Genomic DNA, 26,947 nt, shown 5'->3' with positions numbered 1-26,947 from the left:
TCCTGACATTTCTGTAACCTGCAATCATCAATCCACAGTTTTTATTCCGCCCGCTTCATCTCATGCTTCGGCATCTTCTCCCACAATTCCGGATACAACTTTTGGACGCAGTCGGGGCATAGAGTGTGGGAGAAGTCCACCCTGGTGCGGTGCGAGAAGTAGTCCTCGATGGTGTTCCAGTAACCGCCGTCGTCGCGGATCTTCTTGCACGAAGCGCAGATGGGGAGCAGGCCGCGGAGGGTTTCCACTTCGTCAAGCGCCTTACGCAGCTCGGCGATGAGCGCGGTGCGGTCGCGCTCGGCCAGCACGCGCGCCGTGATGTCCTGCGAGGCGATGATGGCGCCCTTCGAGAACGGGGCGATGGTGACGGACAGGAATTTCCCCCCGTACGGAAGCTGCGGGAACTCCTTGACCTGGCCGCTCCGGATGCACGCCATCATCTCGGCGTGCATGTCGATGGCGTGCTTGCCGGCGTAATCGCGGTACATCACGTCGCCGATGTTCGGCAGGCGGTCGCCCGACCTGAGCTTCGCCCTGTTCGATTTCACCACTTTTCCGTTCACGTCCACCACGATGGCGGTGACGGGCCCGTGGTTGAACAGCGCGAAGTTGAACTCTTCCTTCTCGCGCAGGCGCTCATGCTCCCGCTCAAGCCCGCGCAGCTTCGAGTTGCATTCGTCAAGTTCGCGGGTCAGGCGGCTCACTTCCGCACGGAGTTTTTCGGGGTCGTTTCCGGCATTACTCATGGAGAGTAAAATTACTTCCGTTATTTTACAAAAATGAACTGCTTATTTATCCAGATTATATCATAGACGGGACAAAGTGGGTATAAATAAAATGGAATTTTTATACTACTTGTATGGAGCGGGGGCCGCACCCCCGAACCCCACTCGTGAACACACCCGGTATGTAAGAAAAAAGATTAACGGGCTCGGACAGCACGAGCGGCTGATCCTCCTGCCTCGGGGGCGGCGCTGATGGCAAAAGAAATAAATCAGCAGTGGTGTTTGACTGATGCCAAGCGTTAGGCCGGACTGCAGGGCGCGCAAGAGCGCGTTGCCGGCCGACCCCTCGCCGAAGGCGACTTCGGGCGGTCCGGCAACGAGGCCGAAGGCCGAGCTCGGAAGGAGGGCCGCCGCCGCGAAGCGGCGGAACGCCCATATTTTTCTTATTTTGTAAAGAAGCTTATTATATCGAGAACATGCTCTCCAGATCATGCTTCGAATACACCCGGAACGAGATGAGCGTCTCCGACTTCTGGATGCCCTTCACCTTGAGCATGGTGCCGGTCACGAGGTCGGCGAGCCCCTCGTTGTCCTTGGTGCGGATCACCACGGCCAGGTCGTACCTGCCGGCGACCGAATACACCTCCGAAACGCCTTTCATGTCGGAGAGCTGCTGCGCGATGGTGTCGACCTTGTCGCGGTCGACGGTGAGAAGGACGAGGGCGGTGACCATGGAAAATTCTCCTTTTTATTGGGGACGATTTTAATCGGCGTCAAGGAACGGTACCTTGATCTTAAATACCATCAAGAATTTAAATTTCGTCTGAGGACGACTGGCATGTTTTTCTGAGCCTTCACAATTCGCGCTCGAATTTCTTGTCGTCCATGAGCGACTTGAGCATGTCGCCATTGGCTCCGATACTGCCCGCCATGCCTTCAAAGGGGTTGTCGATCACCTTTATAAGTTCCAACGGACTTCCGATCAGCGCCCTTGCCCCGCTCCTCACCAGTTCCTCTTTTCCCCTGAACCCCCACAGCGCGCCCACCGGAAACATGCCGGCCCGCTTCGCGGTCTGCATGTCGATGCCCGAGTCTCCTATGTAAACACACGCGGCGGGCTCAACGTGGAGCTGCGAGGCCGCTTCAAGGGCGATGGCAGGGTCCGGCTTTGTCGCAACGCCCTTTCGCTCGCCGAGCACCGCGCCGAAGGGAACGCCCGCCAGAAGTTTGTTTACGGACCGGAGCGTGAGGTCGTGCGGCTTGTTGGACACGATCGCGAGCGACATTTTTCTTTTGACAAGGGCATCCAGCAGTTCGGAGATGCCGGGGTATGGTCTCGTTTCCCCGAACAGCCCTTTTCCGTATTCACTGTTGATCGCGGACAGGCACGCCGTTACTTCCGCGTCGCTTTGCCGGTCGGGCGGCAGGACCCGCTGCGCCAGCACCCTTATCCCCTCGCCCACAAAAAGCCGGTAGTCGTCAACCTGGTGCGGCGGCAGGCCAAGCGACGCAAGCGCCCGGTTCACCGCCGCCGCGATGTCGGCGAGCGTGTCGAGCAGCGTGCCGTCGAGGTCGAACACTGCGGCATGAAAGCGCATGAACGGGTGTTACTCCTTGCTCGAAAGCCGGAGCGACGCGACGCGGGCGCGGATCTCGCCCAGCTTCTCGCCGCTCTTCATGAACGAGATCCATCCGATCACCACCTGGGGAATATTCACCATTACGAAAAAAAAGACCGAAAACCCGCCGGCCGTCGTTTTATCGACCCCGAACGCCAGGAGGCCGAGCACGCATAAAAACTGGAACGATCCGACATTTGAAGGCGCATTGGGAATGATCAGGCCCACGAAGATGAACAGAAGAACGGCGGCGGCCACGATGAGCGGCTGGCGGATGCCGTAGGCGTGCAGGAGGATCCAGAACGCCACGATGTGGAACATGATGTCGAAGCTCGACACAAACAGCGAAGCCCAGAACCGGTGGGTGCGGCCGATCACCTGGAGGCCTTTTCTTGTTGTGTCAAGAAAGTGCACGATGCTGCCGAAAATCCCTTTCCGGGCGGGCGCGGCGTTCGGGCCTCCCCTTTTGAAAAAAACAAGGAACACGAAGAGCGCCGCGGCTGCAAACGCCGCCGCGCCAATGATCCTGGCGGCGACCAGCACGTTGCCGGGCAGCGGCACCATCAGCGCGACGATGCCGATGCCGGCGGCAAACCAGATGCCGTCGAACAGGTATTCCACGGCCATGGAAGACACCACGCTCCAAAAGCGCGCGCCGGAAAAACGCGAAGCAAGATAGGCGCGCGCGACCTCGCCTACCCGCAAGGGCAGGATGAGGTTGAGGAAAATCCCCGCGTAAAGCGTTTGAAATGTCTTGAGCAGGGAAATCCTGCCGAACGGGCTGAGCAGCAGGTTCCACCGGATGGTCTGGGTGACGTACCGGCCGATGTCAACGAGCATGCCCAGCAACGCGAGCGGCCAGACGATATGGAAAAATTCTTTCTTAAGGCTGCCGAAGTTGACATCGTGGAACACCCAGCACAGGGCCGCGGCGGCCACAAGGTACACGAAGGCCGTTTGAAACGTTTTATTATTCAGGAGAAAGGACTTTTTTGGAATAGGCTGCGGTTCGCTCATCGTAAACCAGGTTCCTTGTATGACAGGATCAAAAAACTCACCGCAAAGGCGCCTCGCCTTCGTGCGGTATGAACCGGTCGAGCGCCTTGGCGACCTGGAGACAGAAGTTGAGGAATATTTCCTTGTCTTTCTGTGTGAAATTCTTTGCCGTGTACAGGTCGAGCGATTTCTTGTCATACAGCGACAGCGTGCCGATGATACGGCCGTTGCGCTCGAGGTACATGCACATCACCGAGCGCGAGTCCATGCCCACCCAGCCGTACGGCGAGTTCGCCAGGTCCTTGATGATGATGGCGTTTTTGTTGAGCATCGCGTCGCGGCTCACCATGCCGTCGAGCACCTCGAGTTCCTTGAGATGGGCGAACGTCTTGAGCGAGAACGAGTCGAGGATGTCAAGCTCCCTCGTCTTCTCGTTGTAAAGCCGGAGGATGGAGCTCTCGGCCTCGAGGATGACGCACGCGTGCGAGTTGATGAGGTTGGCGCATTCGGCGCGGTTGCGGGCCGAGGCGAGGTCGAACGACACCTCCGAAATCGCGGAGAACTTGATGGACTGCACCCTGAAGGACTCCATCTCGAGGTTCTTGGCCAGCTCCGCTGCGATCATGCCGCCGATCTTGGCGAGCACCGACGACTCCTCCTTCATGTCGTCGGCGTCGGCCACGAGGTGCAGGAAGAGCAAGCCCACCATGTCGCCGGCCACCTTGACCGGCTGCATGAGGTACCATTTGCCGACGCCCGCCTTGTTGCCGCCGTCCTTTTTGTCCGGGACGCACAGCGCCACCTTGTCGCCGCCCTGGAGCACGAGCTTCGAAAAATATTCGTTGAGCTTCAGTTTTTTCCCTTTTATCAATCCGATGTTGAAGGAACTCGACGCCTTGGCGAGAAACACCGCCTTTTCGGGGACATAGTCATAGTAGTTGCAGATCTCGCCCCCGAACGCATTGACGAGCTTGAGCAAGAGGAGGTTGACGCGTTCGTCGAACGGATACTTGAGGCCGAGGATGTCTCGCGCGTTGTTGAGCAGCGACAGGTAGAAGGTGGAGCTGGTCGAGCGCTCGTATTCCTTGGAGGTCTTGATGATGTCGGCCGTGAAATCGCCCAGTTTCTTTACATACGCGAGGTCGCCCTCCGAGAAGACGCGCTGCGGCGTCTTGCTGTTGATGCTCAGGATGCCCACCACCTCCTCGCCGATGAGCAGCGGCGTGCAGATCGACGACACGAGGTCCTTGCGCTCGAACTCCGAGGCGTAGCGCTCGCGGTCGGCCGCGCCCTTGATGAGCAGGGGCACGCCCGTCTTGGCCACGGTGCCGGCGATGCCCTTGCCGAGCTTCTGCGTCGTCGATTTGACGATGCCCGGCTCGAGCCCCTCGGCGATCTCTATCTTGAGCGTTTTTTTCTTGGGGTCGATGAGCATGATGGAGCCGGAGTCGGCAGCGCTGGAGCGGATGGCCACGTCGAGCACGAGCTTGAGCAGCTCCTCCTTGTTCTTCGAAAGGTAGATCGCCTCGCGGATCTCGTGGAGGGAGTTCAGCAGCCGGTTTTTGTCGTCGGTGAGCCCGGGCCCGAGAGCCTCGCGCGCGCCTGCCGAAAACAGGATGCGCGCCGAAAGGCCGCTCAGGATGTCGACGTTGGGCAGGTCGAGCTTGCGCAGCGCCCGGTACACGCTTGCATCGTTGGTGGTGTTGATGATGATGTCGATCTGGGGAAACTGCCGCAGGTCGGCGAGGTCTTCGGTCTCGTGGTTGACGATCCGCACCACCCGCGCTCCCTCGGTCTCGAGCAGCTCGGAGAGCACCGCGGCGCTTTCGCGGTTGATGCCCACGATGGCGATGGTGTGCGATTTTGCCTTGATGAGCTGCATAAACCTTATAAATTTTTGGAAAAAAATAAAAATCTGGGCGTTCCGCGGCTTCGCCGCGGCGGCCCTCCTTCCGGTCCACCCCTTCGGGTGCTTCCAAGGGTCGTCGTCCTTCGGCTCGGGCTGCCACGGCCCGATGGCGGAAGACCGCCGGGGTCCGGGCAGCACCGCGCTTTAGCGCGGCCTCCAGTCCGGCCTAACGCTTGGTATAAGTAAACCACCATTCTTGCCTTTCTGTCAAGCAGCGCAGCTTAAGGTGCACAACCATTTTTTGTTTTCCAGGGGCTGAAGGCCCCGGATCCCGAAGCGTCCCCGCTGTAATTTTATGCATCCGGACTAAGGCTGTGACACTATTGTCTTTCCGCCCGAAGGACCGAGTTAATAAAAATCCGCACTATGCGGTCTACTGATACTGTACTATTCCGCACCGAGAAATTTCAACAAAAGCCGCACGCCGAAGCCGGTGGCGAACTGCGGCACCTCGCCCTTAGCCTTCTCCTCGTTGAAGGCGGTTCCTGCGATGTCAAGGTGCGCCCACGGGATCGCGCCCACGAATTCCTGGATGAACGCCGCGCCCGTAATGGAGCTCGCGTATCCCTTTGAAAGGCTGCTCACGTTGCGCAGGTCGGCGATGTCGCTCTTCATGGTCTCGGCGTACTCCTCGTACAGCGGGAATCGCCAGAGCCGCTCGCCCGCCTCCTCGCCCGCGGCGAACAGCCGCTTGGCAAGGTCGTCATCGTTGGAAAACAGCCCGGCCGTGGTGGTGCCCAGGGCGGTAAGGATGCCGCCAGTGAGCGTGGCGAGGTCGATGATGCGGGTGGGCTTGAAGGCGTCTTTACAATACGAAATCGCGTCCGCAAGCACGAGCCTTCCCTCGGCGTCGGTGCTCAGGACCTCAACGGTCTTCCCGCTGTACGACGCGTAAACGTCGCCCGGGAAATAGGCGTGCTCGCCGATGGCGTTGTGCGCCAGCGCGCACACGCCCACCACGTTGACCCTGGGCTTCAGTTCGCCCAGCGCCTTCATAACGCCGAGCACGGCAGCGCTGCCTGCCATGTCGCAGCGCATGGTCTCGATATGGCCCGTGGGCTTAAGGTTCTGCCCGCCCGAATCAAAGGTGATGCCCTTTCCCACGATCGCGGTTTTCTCCTTTGAGCCCGGGTTGCCCCGGTACTCGATGCAAACGAGGCGCGGCGGGTATTCAGACCCGCGGCCCACGGCCGCGAGCAAATGCAGGCCTTTTTTCTCAATTTCCTTTTCGGCAAGCACCTCAACGGTCATGCCGCCTTCTTTTGCAACGAGCCGCGCCTGCTGGGCCAGGAATTCGGGGAAGGCCACGTGGGCGTTTTCGTTGACAAGGTCGCGGCTGTAATTGACGCATTCGCAGATGAAAAGCACCCGGCCCGCGCCGCGCTGGGAAGCGCCGTCGGCCACCAGCTCCACGGAAGAAAGCGGCGTTGCCTTTTCGGTTTTATACTTTGTGAACTTGTACGCGCCGAGGACCGTTCCCTCGAGCGCCGGCACCCAGGAATCGGCGCGGCGTCCCGCGCGCGGCGCAAAGAGCGAAATGTCGCCCCGCTTGAGCTCGAGCGCCTTCTGCGCGCCCGCGGCCGCAGCGCTCCTGATGACGCCCGCCGAAACCGCGTCTTTTTCACCGAGGCCGCAGTAGATGACCGCCTTCTTGCCGTCGTAACGGACCGTGGTGTCGTTTTTCTTCCCCGAAAAATCAGGGACCATCTGGGCGTTCTCTTTTGTCAGGAAGACGATTTGCGTGGGCGAATGGGCCGTCTTGGAAATGCTGAGTTTCATGCTGCCGCTTTCTAGGAGTATTTGTGGATGTATCGGGTTGATAAGGTAAAATAATTTGGGGCATTATAAAATTGTAGAATGTAAAATGTAGATTGTGGAATTGATAAATGACATCCTCCTGTTGATTTGGGAAGGTTACTTGTTTCGTTGATGGCAACAAGATAAAAAACGCAAAGGATTTTTCCTTTAAAGACTATCGGGAATCATTGGCCCACCCAATTTTTCAGTAATCATTACTTCATTCATCATCAATGTTTTATCAAGCGAACCAGGTGTTGTGAGTATTCTTTGGAATACATGAATTTTAATTTACGATTGACAAAATTCATGATTTCGTGATATATTATGGCTGAAGATCCGTTTAACTAATAAAAACGAACTTTCTTTCCTTAATTAGAGAAAATTGTTCATGGAGGCCCTATGAAAAACCCCAGAAAAATTTCAGCCTGCGCAGTTCTTGTTTTGCTGTCGTTCATTTCCCTTATGGCCCCACCCGTCATCAAGGCGTTGCCCATCGGCCCGGTGCTCCCGTTGTTTCCCCAGGCCGTGCTCACCCCTTCCGCGCCGACGCAGAACGACAGCGTCGCGCTGTGGCTGATCCTGGGACAGTCGAGCAGCTCCTGCGTGCCGACGTACACGGCTTCCTTCAAAATCATGCAGACAAGCAATTTCGTTTGCGTGAGAGCGCCGTGCGCCCAAAATTACGTCATTGCGCTGACCTACACCCAAAATCCTCCGCTCATGCTCGGAATGCCGTGCCTCGCGGTAGTCACCGATTACGGGCCGCGGTTCGCATTCGGAAAGCTTGCCGTGGGCAATTACACGGTGGTTGACAGCACCGGCGGCGGAACTGAGGTCACCGCCTTCACCGTCACCGAGCAAACGGTATCCTACCGGGTATCCGGCACCGTGATCCAGGACCCGGGCGCGCTTGCCGTGAGTGTCCCGATACCAAATACCGCCGTGTACCTTAAGACCGGTTCAGGCCTGCCGGTCGTGCTTGCAAAAAAGAGCACCGCCATCGCGTATCCGTTGTACGCCATTATCGACTCGACGGTCACCGATGCATCAGGGAAATTTTCCTTTGCGAGCGTGCCGCAGGGGGCCTATGCGCTGGGATTTGTCGCGAGCGGATATCAATCCCGCGACGTCAGCATCCAGGTCCCGCCCGACACGGTGGTTAACGTTTCGTTGCTTTCAACCGGGGCGGTGTGCACGGTAACCGGAAGCGTTAAAAAATATCAGCCACCCTGTCCTGGGATTCCCTGCGCTTCTCCGCCTATCGAGGGATGCAGCGTCACCGTTTACGTCCCCGTCCTGATACAACCGCAGGCAAACGCGGCCTTGCCCATTTTGTTGGGCAACCAGTATGTCTCTGTCACCGATGCGGAGGGCTTGTACACGATCGACAGCGTCCCGGTCACCTACGACAATTCAACGGTGACCGTCACCGCGTCAAAGGCCGGATACGCAACGGAAAGCAAACAGGCGTCCTTGTTTTCCAACAGTTCCGTCACCGTCAACTTTATTCTGACGCCGGCGTATGCCAACCCCGAAACCACGACCGTGAGCGACGTGTCGTTCATCGTGGCAACCGAAAAGCCCCAGTATACGGCCGGCAACGACATCCTGGTTCGCTACATCGTAAAGAACAATTCGATGGCAACGGTCGAGTACGATTTCCCCTCGAGCTGCCAGTTTGACATGATCGCCATTGCGCCGCCCAGGGACACCGTGTTCTGGTTCGGCCGCAATCTCGTGTGCGCCATGACCCCCACGAAGATCACGCTTGCACCAGCCGGGTCCGATACAATGAATTTTCTCAGCTTTACCGACAGCGACACCGCATCCAGCCTTGCAATCACCGCAAAGATGCTCGGCTACGACCGGAGCGCGGCGACCGTGGTTGTCCCTATTGTAAAGGTGACCGCCGTGCTGCCCGTGCAGCGCAAAACGGTCGATGCGAAGAAACCGGTGATATCCTACTCGGCGTCAACGAAAACGCTGTCGCTCATCATCCCGAAAAGCCAGAACGTGTCGGTTTCGGCCTATGTGCTCAACGGCCAGAAGATCTCACAGCTTTCAACGAAAAAATTCCTCACCGCGGGCACGCATTTGATCAATCTCAAGAACGCGTCGCTTGCAAACGGCATCATCATTTTCAAGGTGGAGGGAGAGGGGTTCAGCGCTTCGAAGCGGATCAATCTGATGGAATCGAGATAAAATAGATCGCCACAGAGGCACAGAGACACAGAGAAAAATTGAGGTAGACGTTAGTTGACAGGTGATAAGGCAGAATGATGATGTCATTGCGAGCGTCGCGAAGCAATCTTCCGAAGAGATCTTTTTGACTGTCGACCGCTGGTTTCTGACTGCTGACCGGTGACAGCGGGCTTCTGTCCGGTGACTCCTGAAAGCCGATCGTTTCCGTATGAAACATCTTTACGAGTACATGAACTACCGCGATTACCTGCGCGACTCGTACGCTGCGAAAAAAAGGGAGCACCCGTTTTATTCGTACCGGCTGTTTTCGCAGAAAGCCGGCTTCACCTCGCCCAACTTTCTCAAGCTCGTCATCGACGACAAGCGGAACCTGTCAAAAGAAAGCGTTTTCAAGTTCTCAAAGGCGCTCTCCCACAACAAAAAAGAGGCCGAATATTTTGAGAACCTTGTTTTCTTCAACCAGAGCTGGACGCTCGAGGAGAAAAACGCCTATCTTGCGAAGCTGATGAAATACCGGCGGAAAACGGACCCGAAGAAAATCGAGGAGTCGGAATATTCCTATTATTCCGAATGGTACCATCCCGTGATCAGGGAACTGGTGACCGCCGTCGATTTCAAGGGTGATTATAAAACACTCGGCCGCGCCGTGATACCGACCATCTCGGCCGTTGAGGCGGAAAAATCGGTGACGCTGCTACTTGACCTTGCCTTCATCGAAAAAACCGGCAACGGGCGTTATGCGAAGAGCGCGGCCACGCTCACCACCGGCCCGCTTGTCCGTTCCATTGCCGTGGCTAATTACCACAAGGCGATGATGCAGCGCGCCGCCGAGTCTATCGAGCGCTTCCCCGCTGACCAGCGCGACATCTCGAGCCTCACGCTCAGCGTGTCACACGCAACGAAAAACGCCGTCATCGAGAAGCTCCGCGAGTTCCGCAAGGAGCTTCTTGACATGGCGGAAGCCGACAGGAACCCGGACGTGGCGGTGCAGGTCAACTTCCAGCTTTTTCCCCTGTCCGCGCCCTTTAACAATGGCGGAGGGCGGCCATGAAACGGCGCGTTTTACCCTTTGCCGCGCTCCTGGCCCTGTGGGCCGCTCTGTGGCTATGCAGATGCAGCGTGAATATCGCCAGCGGCACCGAAACCGGCAACCCGGACATCACGGCATGCGCACAGGCAATGGCAAAGGAGGCGCTCGCCGCGCTGCACACAAAAAATCTCTGGCAGCCGTCCGCATATCTTGACAGCGCGGCAGCGGCCGACACCGTGCAGAACGTGCCGCTTGCCTCCGCCCCGGCCGGCCTTTCCAAGCGCAGCGCCGCGCTCGCCGACACCGCGCCGGTCAATGACAGCTCGCTCATCATCTACGACACCGTGACGTTCTACGATACGGTATTCAACAGGGACACCAGCTATATCCGCGACACGATCATGGTGGCCGACACCGTTTCCCGGCCGCTTCCCGCCGCGGGCGACACCGCCGTGGTGAACGTGACCGTTAGAAAAGGGTCCATTGTCATATGCGACACGGCCGTGATCGCCGACACCGTGCTGCAGAAGCGCGCCAAGGTGGTCGTGCGCGTCGTGCGGCAATCCGACGGCGCGCAGCTTTTGTATGCCGTGACCGACACGCTGTGGCTCGCGGCAGACTCGGGCGGATCATCGATCAAGGGCAACCCTGCGCCGGTTGTTCCCGCGCCGCAGTGGACGCTCGCAAACGTGGCATACACCTCCGCGGCAAACACGGCGCAAGTCGATTACCTGTTCGTGAGCGCAGTGCCGGTCACGGACACGGTCTCACTGCCCGCGCACGACCGCAACTGCATCATGAGCGCGCGGCCGCTGTTTGTCTCGCGCAGCACCGCTGCCGGCGCCACGACCCTGTCGCGGGTTTACTTCAGCGAACCTGATTCGACGCTCGGCATCGTCACGTTTTATCCCGGCGTTGCCGACACCGCCGAAAGCCTCACGGTTGCCTATAAAGTTGACATAGGGAAAAACCTCTCCAGCGCCGGCGACGACCGCCTGCTCGCTATTTCCCGCAGCGTCGTGTACCGTTCCCTGTCGCCGTACCGCAGTATCAGTATCCGCATCAGCCCGGACCCGCAGACCATGACCGGCGTGGAGCCGGCCGTGGGGCTCGCCTCCATAACACTGACAAACGCCAATGGCGCTTCCGCGGCGTTCTACGGCGTCGCGGACACCGCGAACGGCCTTACCGGCGTCATCACGCGGAACGGATCGAGGTATCAGGTAAGCGTGGGAATTGACGGGAAGACGAGCGTGGTGGAGATTGTCAGGTAATCAGGTTTGGTTTTTTAAAGACCATTTTTATACTCTGGCGAGGACACCGCTTCATGGTTTCCCCTGGCCCCCGGCTTCCGACGCTACGCGCCGGCGATCCGGGGCGCACCCTTTCCAGCAAAGGGGCGCGCGAATTCGCTCGCATTACGCTCGCGAGGCGTCGCCCCTTCGCAACGCAACCTCAGCGGTACGCGCTTCGCGCTATAAAAAAGAATTCCCCTTCGTTATCCTTTTTTTCACATCAGTGGCGTAACAATCCGCAAAAGGATCGGGAAATTCATCGCAGCCGACAAAAAGGGCTTGATTTGCAAATACAAGATGGTAGTATTATCTATAAAACATTATTAAACCGTAAAGGGAGATAATACGCCATGAAACTTCGCAGCAAGATGACCATCAACGGCAAGACCTATCCAGCGGGCTCAACTATTCCATGGTACATGCTCTACCCTTTCTTCATGGTTCACATGCTGATATTCGGCCTCTCAGGCTTTTTCATGGCCTATGGCTCAAAGAACACGCCGGTGCTCTTTCTTTACGCGCACGGCGGCCTTGCGATCACGGTATATGTGGTGTTTTACCTCGTCATGTTCGGGCTTGACGAAGTAAAATGGATGTTCATCAACGCCGGCCTGGGCATACTCGGGATCTACAGCCAGATCGGATGGGTGCTGTCGTTGTTCGGGAAAAAAGTCGGCAATTACCCGTTTTACGTTCATGTGATACCGTTTCTGTATTTCGTTCTTTACACGTTCCTGATACGGCACGCGTTCCTCGACATATTCCAGGCGCGGGAGGACGGCGCGAAAAAAAAGATCGTGGAATATGCCTATATCATCTTGTCTTTGGGGTTATACGTGGGGAGTTATTTTCTGCAGAGGCGGTAATCGTGCACACCCGCGGTAAAAAACGATTATCCATCGCCATCGGGTTAGCCCTTTTGTTGACATCCTCTGCTCATTCCCAATTGGAAAGAATTACCAAAGAGGAATCTGCTTGCATTGATTCAGTCAATCTGCAATTCGAATCTCAAATTCGGGCCATCTGGCCGGCTTTTGCTCCTCATTCAAAACTGTCCGACAGCATGTTTCAAAAACACTATCCAGGATCGGCATGCGTGAAAAAAATATTGGGAAGAGACCGCGGAAGCCAAATATCGACAACAATTCCTTTGGAGAATGGAAAATATCTTGTCAGATATTTGTTTTATGAGGATAGAGGGCAGCTTTCATTTTCTTTTTACAGTGAGCAGGAAATTGATGACTCAATTAAAGCGGCGCTTCGAAATTTAGGCTGTTCTGTAGAAACAGACAGCACTTTCACCTTTAATACTGTCTTTATTAGGAAACACCGGCTTCCAGAGATGCCACGTGCGGAGTGTTTATATAAAGCATTTTCAAAACCGCCGGTCTGCTGGGAAATCTATCCAAACCACGGCAAATGCTTTCAGGATAAAAGTAATGATTGCAAATAGAATTTGCCGGCTCAATCATAAAGCTCGGCCTTTCGTATATTTTATGAGTAATGGCTGAAGCCGGCCAGGGCAAGAAAGAAAATCCAGATGAATGCGGATGAATTATACAAACAAGAAGTAAAAATATTCGACAGAAAATCGATAGATATAGCTACCCTTTTTGGGGGCCCGATTGTCGCCGGTTACATGATTTCGGAAAACTACAGGGCGTTTGGAAATTTTACTGCGGCGCGAAGGGCGATGATAATTGGAATACTAAGCACGATTCTCCTTTTTTCACTTCTCATAGCCATTCCTCAAAAATATTCGGAAAAAATTCCTCACTATTTTATCCCGGCGGCATATACGGGCATTATCGCGTTTTTATTGGAAAAACTCCAGGGCAAATTAATTAAGGATCATATAACCCGGGACGGCGGCGTCCATTCAGGTTGGCGTGCCGCAAAAATCGGCCTTGTTGGATTATGCATAACGTTAATCTTTATTTTCGGATATTCATTTGCTCTTTCATCCTTTTCGCCGGAAATGGAAGGGAAAGTCATAAATTTAAAAGAACTAAGAGGCAAGGTATTTTATGATGGATTGTCCGATGAGGAGGCAACGGAAATTGCAAACACCTTAAAAAAATTGGACTACTTTGATCCAAACGAAGCGGTTTTTTTAAAAATCGAAAAGCAAAACGACGGCTATCGATTTCTCATACCAATGCCGAAAAAAGCTTGGACAAGCCCCGAACTGCTTGGGTTTCTGCTTGTCAAAAAGGCTGAACTGGAAGATTTGTATCCCACCAAGCAAATATCGATCTTTTTATTTGAAGATGGATTCAGGGGACGTGAAAAAACGCTGATCGATTATAAAGGCAGCTATCTTTATTCGTGGGTGAAACATCCGCTGTCGCCGGAAAGCGATTCGCTTATCCTGCAGAGGCTTATTATTCAGTTATCGTTTTGGAAAGCCTTTTTTGAATTTGGTATTTCGAATAATGAGGCTTATATGAGTTGGGGCGGGATCCCAACCCCGATTAGATTCGCTTCAAATGGTATTGGGGCTATGGACCAAGACCGGATTTCTCAGAATTGGATATACACATTTTATGACAAAGAAAGTGCCCTGAAAGCCTATAACTGGCTTAATTTCTCCTTTCATGGATTACATTGGGAGGAAAATAAATTAGTTTATAAATCTTATATCTCTGCATTGAATGGAATGATCTCAAATTTAAAAGGGTTTCAAAACTCATTGAGTTCAATTAAAAAAGAAACGGCAGATCCATTGAAGAACAATTGAGTCAAAAACATTGCAACCAAGGGCTCTGTTATATGCCGGAATTGGTTTCGGGTTTACCTCAGGGACCTTGCTTAAAAAGGGGGAAAAACCATTTACCATTAAAATTCCCAATAAAATTTTTCGTTTTGCCTGACCATTTGCGGTAAAACACATTATATTATTAGGTTGAATTGCATGATTTTAGTATTTTTTCAGATTGTAATTTTAACCCTTTAAATCAAAGGAGATGTCCATGGCTCCCAAAAAGACGCTCTTGCTGGCAATTTGTTTTGTCATGATCGGATCCGCGTTCGCGCAACAAGTCACCTGGATGAGGTCGTCCAGCGGCGGCGACAAAATGAAGATGCAAACGCTCTCATTTCACGCCGCAGGCACCACCGAACCGTTGACCGTTACCGTAAATCCGGCGCAGACCTATCAGACCATGGTGGGATTCGGCGGTTCCTTCACCGATGCCGGGGCGTGGGCGTTGAACTACCTCAGTGCCACCGACCGCGCGGCGGTGGAGGCGGCCTACTTCGGCCCCACCGGCGCCAATTACGAAGTATGCCGCTCTCAGATGGGTGCAAGCGATTTTTCCGCGGTTTTATACAGTTACGATGACAATGCGGGCGACTATTCCCTGAGCAAGTTCAGCGTTGCGCATGACCAGACATACATACTTCAATGGGAAAAAGAAGCCATGGGGCTGAATCCCGACCTTAAAATCTTCGGCTCCCCCTGGAGCGCGCCGGGATGGATGAAGTCGAACGGGAACATGGACAATGGCGGGTCGTTGCTCGCGAATTGCGACACCACATGGGCATTGTATTTTGTCAAGTGGTACCAGGCATACAAGGCATTCGGCGTGACGCCATGGGGGGTCACCATTCAGAACGAACCGGCCGCGACGCAGAGCTGGCCTTCCATGATCTTCTCGGACGTCCAGGAGCGGGATTTCATGAAGAACTATCTCGGGCCTATGCTGGCAAGGAACAATCTCGGTCCGAACGTCCTCAATGTCATGTTTCTCGACCACAACAGGGATATGATGGTCCAGTGGGCAAACACGTTCTATTCCGACGCTACCGTGACCCCCATGGTATGGGGAGAGGCAATCCACTGGTACGACTACCAGAACCTGTTCAGCGCGGTCAACACGGTTTACACGACATACAAGAGTTTGGGCAAGCACATCCTCGCGACTGAGCAATGCATCACCGGCTTTAACCAGTCCAATCCTGAATCGTGGCAGCAGAGCGCGGAAAACTACGCCCACGACATCTGGGGTGATTGCACCAACGGCTCCGAAGGCTGGGTGGACTGGAACATGATCCTCAACCAGCAGGGAGGCCCGAACCTGTCCTCGAACTGGTGCGATGCCGGAATTCTCATCAATACCGCGGCCAAGACATATACAATGAGGCCCGTTTACTATGCAATGGCCCAATATTCGAAATATGTCCGGACCGGCGCAGTGCGCATAGGCACCACGTTGTCAGGCAGCTATACCCCCGAGGTAATGGCCTTTAAAAATCCCGACTCCAGTTATGCGGTGATCGTGCACAATCCGGCAAACGCCTCGTATAACGGCAGAGTGGTGATCGGAAGCAATCAGATTGAATATGCGACGACGCCCTATTCCATTGACGACTTTTTCTGGTATCCGGGCGGAGTTCCGGTCATCAACAATAAAAAACCTGCCGGGACTGTCCACTCATCGGCAAAAAGCAATCTTTCGGCCTGGCGCCAGGTAATGGGCCTTGACAGATCAGATGTGCTTGGACCCGAAGCCTATACGGTGTCGGGAAAAAGAGTATTGACATCTCCCGCGGGCCGTGTTACTCCGGGCGTATACGTGACCAAGCCGGGTCAAAACTAAAAAGCCAAATAGTCACACGGCTCCCCGCTCGCCCGGCGGGGAGCCGTGCTTCATAAATGTAATCTGACGGTCATTGCTTTGCGGTTTTCCGTGAAACATCATTCCCAAGGTGAATGACGGACTTTGACGCGAGCCATTCCTATCTTATATTCTTAATAGTCCGCTCAGCGCGCTTTCATTCAGTATCGAAATCGCGAAGACCGGGGAGAATCAACAGTCTTTTCTTGACTGCATCACAGGATTTCTGAAAACCATCACAAACAAACTCTTTCAAAGGAGTCTCACGAATGATGAAGCACAGACTTTATTTTGCCGTAATCGCCGGCATCATCTGCCTGGGCGCCTTGCTGCAAGCCGCGAGCGCCGGGGAAACGGACACGACTGCCAATCCGGTCTCATCGGGATTGAACGCGCTCGGCCTGCATTTCTCGGGCTTCTCGTCCTCGGAATTCGGCCAGTTGGAATGGCCCCACATGCTTTCCGACTCCTGCGCCCACCAGGACGTCATGCGGACCTATGTTAATTTCGGTTTCAATAAGCAGCTGGGAGACAGGTTCCAGATCCAGGCCGCTATCGAGGGAAAGCTGTATTACAATACCTTCCCCCAAAACGAAAAAGGCGGCGTTGAAGGGTTCTTTTTGCCCTCGATGTATTACGCCTTCTACTTCGACCGGGCCTTCAGCAACTTCTACCTCGGCGACGCCGAGTCGCCGTATCTCCAGTTCACCCTTGGCTACTTCCCTTTTAAGTACAATCCCGATGCGCGCGATCTCGGCGAGTATCTTTACAGAAGCGGATGCTATCCTGCGGTGCTCTTCAATCAATTCGATTTTGCGCTGGCAAGGCTCCTGGGCTTGAAGATAAGCAGTGACCTCGGCCCCTCGCTGTTTCATACCCACCTCGACCTCATTCTCAATGCATCAACCGACATGCCCCCCTTCTTCGATTTGAACCTCGGGGGCATTGCCACCTTTGACATGGCAAAGATCTTCAACTTAGGCGTGGGCGCCATGTATCAGAGTCTCGTGCCCGCAAACGATGGTCTTACGTCTCCCCACACCGAGACCATCGGAACTGGGCTCGCTTCCAATGGCAACGCCTACGACGTTGTATTGGATTCCAACGGCGGCGTCGCTTCGGCGAAATACTACACGGCCGCCGGATTGAAGCTGATGGGGCGCTTTTCCTTTGATCCGAAGCGTTTCTTCGGGTCGCCCGACCATTTCTTGTTCATCGGAAACGAGGGTTTAAAATTATTCGGAGAAGCGGCGATACTTGGAGTGCAGAGCTATCCTTCAAGCCAGGACAACCCCTACGGATACGACACGCTCATACACAAGGTACCAATCATGCTGGGCATCAACCTGCCTTCATTCGACTTTGGGAGCTTCAGCATTTTCGACGTGCTTTCGCTGCAATTCGAGTATTACGATTGCAAATACCCCAACAATTATCAATACAAGGACCAGTCTCTATGGCAGCCGGTCCCGGTTCCCCAAGGGGTGGCCTACACGACTGAGCCTTTTAGCAACTATGCCCATGATGACAACTTGAAATGGGCCGTGTATGCAAAGAAAACTTTCAAGAACGGTCTTTTCGCTGTGGCACAGGTCGCGTGCGACCACATCCGCAATGAATCGCCGGTCAACAATTTTTACGATTCCGAAGAGGTGCTGCGGACAAAGCTGTCATGGTGGATGGTGCTGAAGCTGGGATTGCTTTTTTAAGGAGCAACTTTTGTAAAAGGCTCCGCACCGGATCAGCGTGTGCCCCGCCCGCCGCAACAAAATTGCGGCGGGCGGGGCATTTACTTTACAAGCGAGTTCTCTTATTTTACGTACGAACAGCAGTAATCCGTCAGCGCCGACACCTTGAGCTTGAACTTCGAATTGGCCGGCACCTCGAAGGTCTGTCCTGCCGAGAACGCCTTCCAGGCCGGATTGCCCGGAAGCTGAACGGTCAGGTTTCCCGCGAGTATCTCCATGATTTCCTTGTCCGCGGTGCCGAATTCATACTCCCCCGGCATCATGATGCCAAGGGTCTTCTTCTCCCCGCCGGCGAACAGAACGGTCCTGCTGGTGACATTGCCGCCGAAATAAACGTTTGCTTTTTTGACCACGGTGACGCTGGCGAACTGGTCCATGGGCTCCTTCACTTTCTGTTGGCGTTATTTTTTCGTGCTTTCAGTATTGACATTTGCGACTGAATCGGGTTTCGGCGCGGGTGCTGCCGGCGCAGGCTGCTGCGCCGGCGTGTTCGGCGGCCCGCTGCCGCGGTACCTTCCGCGGTTGTAGCCCTCGGGCGGCAGGCCGGGGCCGGGCGGCGTCTGCTGCACTGCCGGCGGGGGCTTTACCGCGGCCTGCGGCACTGCGGCAGAGTCGCTGACCGCCAGGGAATCCTGCGTCTTCTTTGTTACGGGCACGCCCTTTTGCGCCGGCGCCGCCGCGCCCGATGCCGGAGACCTCCGGAGGGCGCGCAGGGCCGCGAGCGAGTCGGCGACCACCTTGAGCCTCGGCCGCGCCTCGTTCTGGCAGTATGACGACGACGGGAACGAGTCGCACAGCGTTTCGTAAAGCCCCTTGGCGGTCCTGTTTTTGTCAAGCACGTTGTCGTTGATCCAAGCCGCCGCGTACAGGCTCTTGGGGCCGAAGTCGGAATTCGGGTATTTTTTATACACCTCCACGTACGCCGTTGCGGCTGAATCGGGGTTGCTGTCGGCAAAGAATATTTTCTCCGCCGCGTCAAACGCCTCGCGGGCCGAGTCCTGGCGCGTGAAGATGGTGACGGTCTCGCCGCGCGCGATCTGCGCCTTCTGCGCGTAGATGTTGGCCGGGTACCGCGCGATGAGCAGTTTGAAAAGGCTGTCGGCCTTCACGCTGTCGGCGAGGGCGTACCGCGCGATCCACGCCGCGGAATACAGCGCCTTGGGCGCCTGGGCCGCGTGCTGCGTGTCGCGCACCGACGCGCAGTAGTGCTTGTACGCCGAGTCCGGCTGGTCAAGCTCGAGCCAGAACAGCTCGCCGACCTTGAAGTCGGTGCTCGACGCCGTCTTCAGGGTGTCGGGCGCCTTTTTGTCGGTGCGGAATTTAAACAGGGTTTCTATCGCCTTGCTGCGCCTGGTCGCCACATCCTTCATGTCGGCATTTTTAAGCACGGGTATGGCCTTGTCAAAGCACTCCTTGGCTTTCTTGAGGTCGTCTTTTTTCATCTGGTAAATGCAGCCCAGGTAAAACCATGCATCGCCCACCGCGTCGCCCGCCGTGGCGCTCTCGCACACCTGCTTGTACATGTCGATGGCCTCGTCGGTCCTGCCGAGCCGGTCGAGGATGTCGCCTTTTTTAAGGCGGATGAGCGCCACCTTCGCCACGTACTGCTTGACGGGGAGCATCGCATTGACAATAGCGAGCGCCCGGTTGAGATCGCCCTTGTCGGCGTAGCACGACGCGAGCAGGTAGTCGATGCGGTACAGCTGGTCGGAAAGGTCCTTGACGCGGGGCGACTTTTCAAGGTACGCGATCGCCTTGTCGTATTGCTTGAGGTCGCTGTAGAGCTGGGCTATTTTTATGGCGAGGTCCATCTTCTGGTCGTCGGCTTTGGCGGCCTTGTAATTTTCCTCGAGAATCATGATCGCCTGCGACTTGCCCTCCCTGCGCATGGCGAGATCGGCCTTGAACATGTTTATCTCCTGCCCCTTGTTGACTTGCGGATACCGCTCAACGGCAAGCGCAAACGCCTTTTCGGCCTCCTCAAGGTCTCCCGCTTTCAAATAAGCGCGGCCGATGAACACGTAGGTCTCCGGGATAAAGGGGCTGTTCGGGAATTCCTTCTGCATCTGCCGGAAGGTGCGGATCGCCTTGTCGCATTCGCCCAGATAATAGTGCGACTTTCCGACGAGGAACAGCGCCTTGTCGTGCCATTTTTTACTCCGAGGATACAGCTCAAACACTTTGTTGCCCTTGTCAATCGCCTTTTTGAAACCCGCTTCCACTTCCGGCGGCAGACCCGTTGAATCCGGATTGTTCTTGAGAATTTTCAGGTGCGCCTTGAGCGCGGTCTCGTAGGCGGTCTCGGCGTTGTAATACAGATTGAAGTAAACGCACCCGATGTTGACGCATGCAAAGCATGCGGCAATAATCACGGCACCGGGCGGGAAACGCAAGCGGGTATTTTTCATGGGACGGAGATTTCCAGACATCCAGACTTCATCGTATCGTGGCGGTGATAAGGAGTTTTACTTCCAGTAAAATATATATTGATGCAAATAATACGGACAGGTATGAAATAGATTGCCCTTCAGGCGGCAATTTTGATTCATGGGGAGTTATAGCGCCTTGTATTTTAATGCTCAGTATGATGCAGCAATCGCGCCTTAACATTATCATTCCAGCAATTTTCCTCTTATGCGTGAGCGGCTTCGCGCCGGCAGCGGGCCAACCGGCGCAGGAAGCGAATAAAAATCCGGCGCCCGCCGCACCAGGTTCATCCGATTCGTCAAACGGACAAAAATCCGCGGTTCCCCCGGCGGGCAAAGCGGACACTGCTGCGGGCAAAAATCCGGCCGGCATCGTTCTTCCCACGGCGCCAAAACCGGTGTCCGGCGCGGACTCGCTGGCAAGAGCGCACAAGCGGGACTCCCTCGCCGGTGAAATCGTGCGCCGCAAGGAACGCCCCATGCGGTTCCCCGCGGCGCTTGACTCGGTGTTCAGTTCCTCCACTCTCGAGCCGTGGCAGCTTTTTCATTCCGACGCCTCCGGCGTTTCGGAGGCGGCGCGCGCGCTCCCGCAGGTGGTATATGTTCCATATTCCCTGACGAGCCAGCTCAACCGTTTCATGCTGTACGGGTTCCCGCTGCTGCCCAACGCCGCGGCAATTGACAACGGAGCATTTTACGACAACCCCTCGCCGGTCTCCGGCAGCGACGGCCTGTTCTGCACCCAGGTCGACCAAGTGCGGACCGCGCCGCCCTACGGCCTTTCCTGTTCCCAGCTCCCCTACGGCCTTGTGGTTCCCCACGCCGACGTGCTGTGGGAAAACGGGGCGTTCAGCGAAAACCTCCTGGGCGTGCGCTTTGCGCGGCCTCTCACGAAAAACACGGACATCGGCGTGTTTTCAAACTACCGGTACAGTGCGCCGTTTACTTATTCAACGGCAAACGACATGCAATCGCTTTTCGGGTACGCCATTTCGGACACCTCCCTGCTCGCCAATAACGGCAGGAACCCGCTTTCAAACGAAAGCCGGGTTTCGCTGAGACTCGATTCGCACAGCGAGCAATGGGGCACGGCCTCCCTGTCGTACTCCTATCGGGATTTACAAAACGACATGGCGATGCAGTATACCGACACCGTCGCAAGAGCAACGTCGCTGCAATGGAAGAAAATAACGGCCTTCGGCAATGAGCTGCAGGCCCAGGTGCGTGCACTGCCCGTCGGCAGGCTGGCCGTGAACGCCGATGCGAAGGCGGTGCTCGAAGGTCACACCGCAGACTATCCGTTCATCGTCAGCGCCATTCCGGTCAAGCAATTGGGGCGCAACAGCGAGCTTTCGGGGATGCTGGAGCCGTACCTTGCCCTCGGCGCCGACACGTTCCTGGTGAACGGCGCGGGCCAGCACATCGAGCGCGTCCGATACGACCAGTCCCTGGCGAAAGTCACCATCGGTGATTTCCGGCTCGCCTACCGGCGCGCCTTCTCGTTGAACGAGGCGCTCGGCGCATCTGTCAATGTCTCCGGCGGCGGCGGCACCGGAACCATGGACATGCCATTCCGAAACGACAATACCTTTTTTCTCGTCTACGACGCCCAGATTGCCGCGCACGCCGGCAAGCAGAGCATCCGGCTGTTTGCGACCCGCGACCTCGCACCGGTGGTGCTGCCCTACGACACCGCGGTTTCCTTCGCCACGCTGTTCGATGCTTATCAGGCCTACGGCGCGGATGTATTCCTCGAGTATAAAAAAATCGGCCTTAGCGCCGGCGTGTGCGGGGAAACGGGGCTCGACTCTTCCGGCGCGCTGCTCTGGCCCGACAGGGTCATGCCGTACCGCCAGCCCGACATGTCGTTTTTCGTGGAGCCGCTCTTCGGCAGGTGGCTCGGGTTTGCGCTGAGCTCACGGCTCATGCTTACCGACGCGAGGCCGTATTTCAAGTCGCAGAGCAGCCTGAGCTACGAGGCGCACCCGCTCGGCGGCAAGGAGCACATCACCGTGGATCTTTTGTACGATTTCTGGAGCCGCCGCGACCCGCTGACTTACGGCGGGATCAGCCTGTGGAGCAGGGAGCTCTCCAGCCTGTCGCTCAGGCTGGCGGTCCATATCCAGGGATTCAATCTCTTCTACAAGGTCGACAACGTGCTCAACCGCAAATACGCCTATGTGCCGGGGTATTTCATGCCGGGAATCACGTTTCGGTGGGGATTCCAGTGGCTCATCCAATGACCAGGAACTTCTGCTTGTAGGACTTTCCCCCGTACTTTACAATAAAGAAGTAGACGCCGGGCGCGACGGCCGTTCCGCGGTCGGGCCAGAAATTGCGGTGCACCACGCCGGCCTGCGCGGCCACCACCTCGGTGCGCTGCCACACGAGCGTCCCGTCGGCGGAGCGGATGGCCATCACCAGCACCTGGGAATAGCTGCGCGGGTCGTCGGGCAGCGAGGTGAATTCGAGGCTGAGCTGCTGGCCTTTTCTCATTATGTCAAGCACGTTGGGCACCAGGACGAACTGCGACGCGGGCCGCGGCAGCACCGTGACCGCAATCTCGTTCGTGATCCTTTCGCCGAGCGTGACATCGGCGGGCGTTGACGCACGGTAGCCGCGCGCGACGCCGTACAGGGTTATCACCGACGACGGCACGGCGGTAAGCAGAACGTGCCCGGCCGAATCGGTTTGCGCAACGGTAAAAGTTGCCGTGCCCTGCGGTTTCCAGAAAATGTTTCCCGCCACCGGCCTGCCCAGCGTATCACGCATCGTCACCGAACAGACATACCGGGCCGCCAGAATGACTTTTTCGCGCGAATGCCTTGCCGCGATCACCACCTGCGTCGGAAAATAAGCGCCGTTCCCCACCAAAAGGGTTTCGGGAAACGCCCCGCCCAACGTGACCACCGCGTAACCGGCGCTGTCGCTCGTGCCGGCGGGATACCCCGCGGCCGTGACCGTTGCGCCGGCAACGCAGTGGCCGAACGAGTCCGCCACCGTGACATAGGTTTGATTGTATGGTAGACAAGCGAGAAACGCGTCGGGCACGCCGCGGCCGTAGCTGTTGTCAATCGAGGTCTGGCCGGGAGCGAAAAAACAGGACGTGTACAACCGGTTGCGGATCGCGGCCGCGGAATCGCCCCCGTTCTTCTGAAGCACCAGCCCGCACACGCCGGCAACCACCGGCGCGGCGAACGATGTCCCGGAGCCCTGCGTGTAGCTGATTGACGGATCGTATATCGAGGGCACGGTGACATCTACGCCCTGGGCCACGCAATCGGGCTTGATCCGTCCGTCGGCGGTGGGGCCTCTGTCCGAGAAATCGGCGATTTTCAAACTGGAATCCACGGCGCCCACCGACACCACGCCGTCCACGTCCGCGGGCGCGGCCAGGAAGGGATCTTCGTTCCCCATGGAATTAACCACGATCATGCCGAACGCGATTGCCTGGCGCGCGGCTTTCGATATGATGGTGGTTTTGCCGTCCATGTCCTGAAAGGTGTAATCGGTGTCGGGCGGCGTGAAGCCGGTATTGTACCCCAGCGAGCTGCTCACGATGTCAACGCCCAAGCTCTCGGCCCAGACCATGGCCGCGGCCCAGTTGTCCTCCTCGTAATGCCGTTCCACGGGAGAATCCTCGGTGCGCGCGAGCACAAAGCGCGCGTTGTACGCGACGCCCATGAAATTTCCCGGGTCATACCCGGCGATGAGTGAGAGCGTCATGGAGCCGTGCTCGTCGTTGTGCCAGTACGGATTCGCCATGTCGTTTGCCACGGAATCCGGATCGGCAACGGTGTTGTCGTGGTCGATGAAATCGCTGTCCGCCAGAAGCAGGTTGTGGTCGTTGAAATACGAAAAGCACCGGTGCCTGGTGCGGAACCCGGAATCGAAAAGGCCGATGACGAGGCCGGTGCCCGGCGGCGCGGCTTCCTTCGCCGAGAGGTAGCGCTGCGCTGCCGGCACCACGAGCATCGAAAGCTGGCCCGCGCTCTGGCCATAGACCGGGTCGGGACCCTGGGCAGATTTTTTTTCCAGGCCCTTGGCATTTTTCAACGGCGCCTGGTTTGCAAATGACCGCACGGGGACGAGCTCACGGACGGACGGCAGTTTTGCGAGCTCAGGGAGCCTTGACGAAGGGACAACAAAGCTCGCCGCGTTCGCCCATTTGAAAATGTTGGCGCACCTGCCGCCCGCGCGCTCGACGGCGGCGATATACGCCCGTGAAACAGGCATGTCGGCGGCCGCGGCGCCCGCCCCACGCATTCGTGCCCGCCGCGCGAGGGCGCGCGGCGAGACCCTGCCCGCCGGCGTGTTCTTGTCCGTAAATATGACCCACACCTTGCACACGGTGTCCTTGGCGGCAAGAACGGCGAGGGATTTACGGAGTGGAACGGCGGAGGAGGAAAAATAAAAAAATGCGACCAGGAAAAATGTGATGACAGGACGAATGGAGAGACGACGGCGTCCTGAATGAAGTGACTCACGCTGTTTCATCAACACTCTGACGCATTGGTCCTTATTCATCACTCGCCGCTTCAGCAGATTGTTCGATTTGTCAATATCGAAGGGATTTTCCATGGCCCGCCGATAGAAATTACGTTCCGGCGGTCATTTCATTGCAACGACGCTAACGAAAAAAGAATCCGCGTCACTTCACCCGCACGATCTCGATCCTGCGGTTGAGCGCCCTCCCCGCCGCCGACCTGTTGTCCGCGATGGGACTTCCCGCACCGTAGCCCACGGCGCGCACGCGGCCCGGCCCGATGCCCTGGCTCAGCAGGTACTGGCGCACCGCCTCGGCGCGCATCTGGGAGAGTTGCATGAGGCTCGCATATTTTCCCATGCTGTCGGTGTAGCCGCGCACCTCGATTTCGAGCTCGGGATACTCCCTCATGGCCTTGACAATCATGTCGAGCCATTGGTACGAATCGAAGGTCATTTCCGCCGAACTGCTCCTGAAGGTCACCCCGCGCAAGGTCTGCTGCATTGGAAAATCGGGTTCCTTTTTCGGCGGTTTGGGCGGCGTGGTATCGGGGCAACCGTTATTTGATGCCGGGCCCGGCTCGTTGGGGCATTTGTCCATGAGGTCGGGGATGCCGTCATGGTCGTTGTCGAGGTCCGGGCAGCCGTCTTTGTCCTCGAACCCGTCGATGTCTTCCGGATCGTTAGGGCATTTGTCAACCGAGTCCGGGATGCCGTCACGGTCGTTGTCGTAATCGGGGCACCCGTCCAGGTCTTCAAACCCGTCGAAATCCTCGGGCTGGTTCGGGCACTGGTCCTTTACATCAGGGATGCCGTCGCCGTCGTTGTCCGGGTCGGGGCAGCCGTCGTCATCCTGGAATCCGTCGATGTCCTCCGGTTTGTCGGGGCATTTGTCGCTCCCCTTGCAGACCGCGGCGTATTTGGATTCCTTGTGCTTCTCGGCCACCCACGGATCGCAGATGCCGTCCTTGTCCTGGTCGGGGTCGGGGCAGCCGTAATTGCTGGCGGGCCCGGAATCGTCCGGGCACCGGTCAACGTTGTCCGGAACGCCGTCATGGTCGCGGTCCTGCGTCACGAGGAACCCGTTCCATCCGATCGAAAACTGCACGCCGTAATCGGGCTGAATGCCGGTGGAATACGTATACCCCTTTTTGTCCCAGTTGCTCCGGTAGCTGTCCTGTTTCGACGAAAGGCTGATATCCCCGGCGAGATAGAAATACATCCCGTTCGGCGCGGAGATTTTCAATCCCGGCGTTACCCATACGGGGTCCTTGCGGATGTCGTAATTCGACGACAGGTTGGTCCAGCGCGACTCTGCCCACAATTCGGCGAAAAGCGTGATGAACTCCTTCGGGGCGTATTCGAGCGCCAGAGCGCCGATGACGGTGTTCTGCCTGTTCACCTCGGTAAGGACGCCGCCCATGTTCAGGTGGATCTGCACCGGCGCGACCTTCGCCAGGTCGAACGTGAACAGCAGCATGGGCTTGACGGTTGCGTATTCCAGGGAATACAGGTTCTTGGCCGGGTTCACCGCGGTGTCCGGGAAATAATACAAATGGCGCGGAAAAAGCCCGTTGCCCTTCATGCCCGTGGGTGCCGTGACCGAAAGAAGAACGGCGGAATAAAATACCTTGTCAAATGCGACCGGCGGCAGCATGAATTTCGCGGAGATTTCGAGGTCGCCGAGACCGGCATCGGAGGGATTGGCGGGCGCAAAGCCGCTCCAGTCGTAGTACACGGGCAAAGACAGCGCGAGGTCCCAGAAATCAAGGATGCCCACGGCAAGAAAGAAATCGGCGGAGATGAGCTTGGCGGGGTCATGGATCACGTTTGCGATGGAAGAGTCGTCGGGCCGGATCACGCCAAGGTCCCAGGTCGGGCCCTTTACATAATCGGAAGACTGCTGGAACTCCACGCCCACGCCGGCGTCGAGCCTGCCCTTGCCGAGGGTCTTTGCCGATTGGGTCCGTACGACGCCCAGTTCGCCGCCCGTGTTGACTTCCGCGAGCACCGCGCCGGCGACGATGCAGACGCAGAGCAGAGCCGCCCGTGTTCCCCGAGCCAGATCCATCAACCCTCTCCTTTTACCACAG

Annotated in this window: 19 protein-coding genes; 9 read left to right on the top strand and 10 right to left on the bottom strand. The window is 56.7% G+C overall.

Annotated features, from left to right (window positions below; genetic code table 11):
- Window positions 1–41 precede the first annotated feature (41 nt).
- From VLX68_12025 to VLX68_12000, 6 genes are all read right to left on the bottom strand, one after another.
- On the bottom strand, window positions 42–746 hold the full coding sequence (locus tag VLX68_12025) for a hypothetical protein (GenBank protein HUI92966.1): 705 nt from the start codon (window positions 744–746) through the stop codon (window positions 42–44).
- Between the two features lie 442 nt (window positions 747–1,188).
- Window positions 1,189–1,458 carry an Lrp/AsnC ligand binding domain-containing protein gene (locus tag VLX68_12020; protein ID HUI92965.1) on the bottom strand — a complete coding sequence of 90 codons (270 nt, stop codon included), beginning with the start codon at window positions 1,456–1,458 and terminating at the stop codon, window positions 1,189–1,191.
- A 121-nt stretch (window positions 1,459–1,579) separates the two neighbouring features.
- Complete coding sequence (locus tag VLX68_12015) at window positions 1,580–2,323, bottom strand: HAD family hydrolase (protein HUI92964.1); 744 nt, start codon at window positions 2,321–2,323, stop codon at window positions 1,580–1,582.
- Between the two features lie 9 nt (window positions 2,324–2,332).
- A complete protein-coding gene (locus VLX68_12010) occupies window positions 2,333–3,361 on the bottom strand; it encodes a lysylphosphatidylglycerol synthase transmembrane domain-containing protein (GenBank protein HUI92963.1) in 1,029 nt (342 codons plus the stop codon).
- Between the two features lie 37 nt (window positions 3,362–3,398).
- A complete protein-coding gene (locus VLX68_12005; GenBank protein HUI92962.1) occupies window positions 3,399–5,387 on the bottom strand; it encodes a GAF domain-containing protein in 1,989 nt (662 codons plus the stop codon).
- Window positions 5,388–5,636: 249 nt separating this feature from the next.
- Window positions 5,637–7,028, bottom strand: a complete 1,392-nt coding sequence (locus VLX68_12000) for a leucyl aminopeptidase (protein ID HUI92961.1) — start codon at window positions 7,026–7,028, stop codon at window positions 5,637–5,639.
- A 420-nt stretch (window positions 7,029–7,448) separates the two neighbouring features.
- On the opposite strand from VLX68_12000, the gene VLX68_11995 reads away from it, so the two are divergent.
- The 8 genes from VLX68_11995 (at window position 7,449) to VLX68_11960 (ending at window position 17,904) form a co-directional block, all read left to right on the top strand.
- Entirely contained in the window at window positions 7,449–9,251 is a 1,803-nt protein-coding gene (locus tag VLX68_11995) for a carboxypeptidase regulatory-like domain-containing protein (GenBank protein ID HUI92960.1), read from the top strand.
- Between the two features lie 208 nt (window positions 9,252–9,459).
- Window positions 9,460–10,302 (top strand): TIGR02147 family protein, encoded by an 843-nt coding sequence (locus VLX68_11990; protein HUI92959.1) that lies wholly within the window; start codon window positions 9,460–9,462, stop codon window positions 10,300–10,302.
- On the top strand, window positions 10,299–11,555 hold the full coding sequence (locus VLX68_11985) for a hypothetical protein (GenBank protein ID HUI92958.1): 1,257 nt from the start codon (window positions 10,299–10,301) through the stop codon (window positions 11,553–11,555). The genes VLX68_11990 and VLX68_11985 overlap by 4 nt, the downstream gene beginning before the upstream one ends.
- A 371-nt stretch (window positions 11,556–11,926) precedes the next feature.
- Entirely contained in the window at window positions 11,927–12,442 is a 516-nt protein-coding gene (locus VLX68_11980; protein ID HUI92957.1) for a hypothetical protein, read from the top strand.
- Between the two features lie 2 nt (window positions 12,443–12,444).
- Entirely contained in the window at window positions 12,445–13,029 is a 585-nt protein-coding gene (locus tag VLX68_11975; protein HUI92956.1) for a hypothetical protein, read from the top strand.
- An 87-nt stretch (window positions 13,030–13,116) separates the two neighbouring features.
- Window positions 13,117–14,316 carry a hypothetical protein gene (locus tag VLX68_11970; GenBank protein ID HUI92955.1) on the top strand — a complete coding sequence of 400 codons (1,200 nt, stop codon included), beginning with the start codon at window positions 13,117–13,119 and terminating at the stop codon, window positions 14,314–14,316.
- Between the two features lie 232 nt (window positions 14,317–14,548).
- Window positions 14,549–16,177, top strand: a complete 1,629-nt coding sequence (locus tag VLX68_11965) for a glycoside hydrolase family 30 protein (protein HUI92954.1) — start codon at window positions 14,549–14,551, stop codon at window positions 16,175–16,177.
- A gap of 287 nt (window positions 16,178–16,464) precedes the next feature.
- The gene (locus VLX68_11960; GenBank protein ID HUI92953.1) at window positions 16,465–17,904 is read left to right on the top strand and encodes a hypothetical protein; all 1,440 of its coding nucleotides are present in this window, start codon (window positions 16,465–16,467) and stop codon (window positions 17,902–17,904) included.
- Between the two features lie 101 nt (window positions 17,905–18,005).
- Here the strand turns inward: VLX68_11960 and VLX68_11955 are convergent, their stop codons facing one another.
- Both VLX68_11955 and VLX68_11950 read right to left on the bottom strand, forming a co-directional pair.
- Window positions 18,006–18,320, bottom strand: a complete 315-nt coding sequence (locus VLX68_11955) for a pyrimidine/purine nucleoside phosphorylase (GenBank protein ID HUI92952.1) — start codon at window positions 18,318–18,320, stop codon at window positions 18,006–18,008.
- Between the two features lie 24 nt (window positions 18,321–18,344).
- Complete coding sequence (locus tag VLX68_11950; protein ID HUI92951.1) at window positions 18,345–20,351, bottom strand: tetratricopeptide repeat protein; 2,007 nt, start codon at window positions 20,349–20,351, stop codon at window positions 18,345–18,347.
- 230 nt (window positions 20,352–20,581) lie between these two features.
- Here VLX68_11950 and VLX68_11945 point away from each other — a divergent pair, with 230 nt between their 5' ends.
- Window positions 20,582–22,612, top strand: coding sequence for a hypothetical protein (locus VLX68_11945; GenBank protein ID HUI92950.1), 2,031 nt, complete (start codon window positions 20,582–20,584; stop codon window positions 22,610–22,612).
- Here the strand turns inward: VLX68_11945 and VLX68_11940 are convergent.
- Together VLX68_11940 and VLX68_11935 are read right to left on the bottom strand one after the other, a co-directional pair.
- A complete protein-coding gene (locus VLX68_11940; GenBank protein ID HUI92949.1) occupies window positions 22,602–24,896 on the bottom strand; it encodes a S8 family serine peptidase in 2,295 nt (764 codons plus the stop codon). The two genes, VLX68_11945 and VLX68_11940, sit on opposite strands and share 11 nt — an antisense overlap.
- 124 nt (window positions 24,897–25,020) lie before the next feature.
- A complete protein-coding gene (locus tag VLX68_11935; GenBank protein ID HUI92948.1) occupies window positions 25,021–26,925 on the bottom strand; it encodes an OmpA family protein in 1,905 nt (634 codons plus the stop codon).
- Between the last annotated feature and the right edge of the window lie 22 nt (window positions 26,926–26,947).

The sequence above is a fragment of the Chitinivibrionales bacterium genome, from assembly GCA_035516255.1.
GTDB lineage: Bacteria > Fibrobacterota > Chitinivibrionia > Chitinivibrionales > FEN-1185 > FEN-1185.
The sequence above is the reverse complement of the archived record's forward strand: the minus strand, read 5'-3'. Positions and strand labels throughout refer to the sequence as shown.